4 protein-coding genes are annotated in these 2,716 nt (G+C 64.3%); 2 read left to right on the top strand and 2 right to left on the bottom strand.

Features of this window, described 5'->3' with window-relative positions; all coding sequences use genetic code 11:
- Positions 1-357: 357 nt before the first annotated feature.
- Positions 358-645 carry a hypothetical protein gene (locus tag E1285_RS44440; RefSeq protein ID WP_132160927.1) on the bottom strand — a complete coding sequence of 96 codons (288 nt, stop codon included), beginning with the start codon at positions 643-645 and terminating at the stop codon, positions 358-360.
- Positions 646-842: 197 nt separating this feature from the next.
- Between E1285_RS44440 and E1285_RS44435 the strand changes: the two genes are divergently transcribed.
- Together E1285_RS44435 and E1285_RS44430 are read left to right on the top strand one after the other, a co-directional pair.
- Positions 843-1,700, top strand: coding sequence for a helix-turn-helix transcriptional regulator (locus E1285_RS44435; RefSeq protein WP_132160926.1), 858 nt, complete (start codon positions 843-845; stop codon positions 1,698-1,700).
- Entirely contained in the window at positions 1,697-1,945 is a 249-nt protein-coding gene (locus tag E1285_RS44430) for a DUF397 domain-containing protein (RefSeq protein ID WP_132160925.1), read from the top strand. Before E1285_RS44435 ends, E1285_RS44430 begins: the two co-directional genes overlap by 4 nt.
- Before the next feature lie 225 nt (positions 1,946-2,170).
- Here the strand turns inward: E1285_RS44430 and E1285_RS44425 are convergent, their stop codons facing one another.
- Complete coding sequence (locus E1285_RS44425; RefSeq protein ID WP_132160924.1) at positions 2,171-2,536, bottom strand: hypothetical protein; 366 nt, start codon at positions 2,534-2,536, stop codon at positions 2,171-2,173.
- Positions 2,537-2,716: the final 180 nt, after the last annotated feature.

Raw genomic sequence — 2,716 nt, 5'->3', positions numbered from 1 at the left:
CCCGTGTGGGGACGGCATCCCGGGCGGCGGCGAACCAGGAGGTTGAGTCACCCCAGCATCCTTACGCGCCACCCCACCCGACGCCAATGCCCCACCGGAAAAGGCAGACAACCGCGCGACGCATGCGCTCAGACCGACCAGGAGGACGACGTTCTCAACCAGGCCGCCGCAAGCGTCTCCCCAGCCTGCGAGGCCGCCGATACCAACGAACGAGAAGAGGACGAGGCGGTCTCATAGGTCAGCGGTCTGGCTCCACTCCGTCCGGCAGCCAACTCGGCCCCGGCACGCTTACCCGCCGCCCCGGGAGCTGACAGTGCCTGCCGAAGGCCCCCGGGCTCCCCAGGGGCCTTCGTATGCTCACCGCCCGGGTGAGAGCCAGACCAGTTCCGAGAGCATCCGCCGCGACGCGCTCTGCGGCGTGAGCCACCGCCCGAGCCCCCGTCCGCTCAGCGGCACGGTGGCAGCCGACCCGTCCGGGAGCGCGACCCCGTACGCCACGACCTCCTCCACCACCGCGTCGTCCTCGCCGTAGTCCTCCCGCACGAGGGCGAACAGCCTGGGCGCAGCACCCCCGGCGAGCGCCACGACCTCGGCTTCGTCCGCGTGGTAGACAGTCAGTAGTTCGGGTTCGTGGACGTCATCCATCCGGGTGCTCCCTTCCGAGCGACCGGGCCGGGACGGACGTAGCCGCCAAGCACTGATCCGTCCCGGCTCTTCTCATTTCACGGAACTCACTGTATCCATCCGGACACTGTCGGTATAGTCGCACCACGTCCAGCACAGGGCAAGTTGCTTTGAGTAATTCGCTCCAGGCTTCCGGAGCGATCATGGAAGGCTGAAAGATGGCGGCGACATCCAGGCCGGGAACGCTGCGCTCGCAGTGGCTGGGACAGCAACTCCGCGAACTGCGCGACAGCAAGGGAATCCTCCTCAAGGAGGCCGCCGAGTACCTACAGCGCGACACCGCGACGCTCAGCCGCTACGAGACGGGGTTCTATCCGATCCGCCGCCCCGACCTGCTCGCGCTCCTCGATCTGTATGGCGTCTCGAACCCGGAACTGCGCGAGAAGCTGCTCAACCTCAGCAGGGACGTCTGGCAGAAGGGCTGGTGGGACGGCTACGCGGACGACGTCGCAGGCTCCCTGATCGACTACGTCTGGCTGGAGTCCCGCGCCACCCACATCCGGTCATACGCCGCAATCGTCTTGCCTGGTCTCCTTCAGTGCCCGTCGTACGCCGAACACGTGATCCAAGCGGACGAGTGCGAGGCCACAGACGAACAGATCAAACGCTGGCACGAACTCCGCATGACGCGCCAACGCGTCCTCCGCAAACCCGACCCCCCGCGCGTGAGCGCCATCCTGGACGAAGCCGTGCTTCGTCGCAGGGTCGGAGCGCCGCAGGTCATCCACGACCAGCTTCGACACCTGATCAAGCTCTCGGAGTCGTCGGCAGTGGACATCCGAGTGCTCCCGCTCGGCACCGGAAAGCTGGCGAGCGTTTACGGAAGCTTCGAGATCTTCCAGATGCCGACGCCCTTCCCCGAGGTCGCCTACACCGAGACGCTGGCCGGTGCGATCTACACCGAAGCGCCCGACATTTCGCGATTCGTCCATGCCTACGATGGCCACCTGGCCATGGCTCTCGAGCCGGCCGAATCCGTGGAGATGATCGCGGCGATCGCGGAGGAGAAGCCTTGAGCACGACCGAACCACGCGACACCCTCACCGCTGAGGAACGCACACACATCGATTGGCGCATCAGCAGCTACAGCCCCAACGGCGGCGGCAACTGCGTCGAGGCGGGCCCCCTCCTGGACGGCACCGACCGCGTAGCCGTCCGCCACAGCCACCGCCCCAACGCCGAAGTCATCCTCTACACCCGTCCCGAATGGGAAGCCTTCCTAGCCGGCGTCCGCAACGGCGAATTCAACTTCTTCTCGTAGAGCCAGGAACGGGCTCTGACGGGGTTCTGGCTGAACAGCTTCCGGCGATTGCCCAGCTCGTGGTCCCGGAGCAAGACCGAGATGGAGTCGCTGGTTGTTTCACTCGATCCGTCAGGTGAAATCAGCTGCCGTCAGACTCTCCACGATCAAAGACGGGAGATATGACGCCGACACGTTCGACCATTACCTCTTCGACGGCGACCACCGGCCCGTGGCACATCGCCGTCATCCGCGATGCTTGCCCTGCCAGACGGCGGTACACGCCATGACGCTCACGAGAGGCAGGATGATGAGGCCCGGTGGACCCGTGTTGATGATGATCGCCATCGCTACCAATGCCAGAGCGACCGGAAATGGTGGATACAACTTAAGGAATGACCCCTGCCGCAGTACCTCAACGGCGGTCTCCTGGCTTTGTGGATTTTCTCTATAAGAAACTCCACGGCGGTGAAGAAGTATCTGCACTCCAGCACCCAATGCCACAACAACCAGCCCCCAGGCAATGAAACTCGAATTTCCGTAGGCAATGGATCCGACAAAGACGAGCGACATGGTTACGAGCAGAATCATCAGCAAAGAAAATGCTCGCATTGAACCTCCCAGCGATGCGCCACTTATGGCGCATACTTTGTTCCGAACCCCATATGATTGATCACCTCTGGCTTGGGGGGCCGCTTTCCGCCAGGGGCCGTGCCTCTGTACCGGCACATCACCCTGGCCATGGTCGCCCACGCCCATCTGGCGTTCCTGGCCGCCGACCCACCCCCCAGC

Source organism: Actinomadura sp. 7K507 (assembly GCF_004348425.1).
In the GTDB taxonomy this organism is placed as follows: domain Bacteria; phylum Actinomycetota; class Actinomycetes; order Streptosporangiales; family Streptosporangiaceae; genus Spirillospora.
The sequence above is the reverse complement of the archived record's forward strand: the minus strand, read 5'-3'. Positions and strand labels throughout refer to the sequence as shown.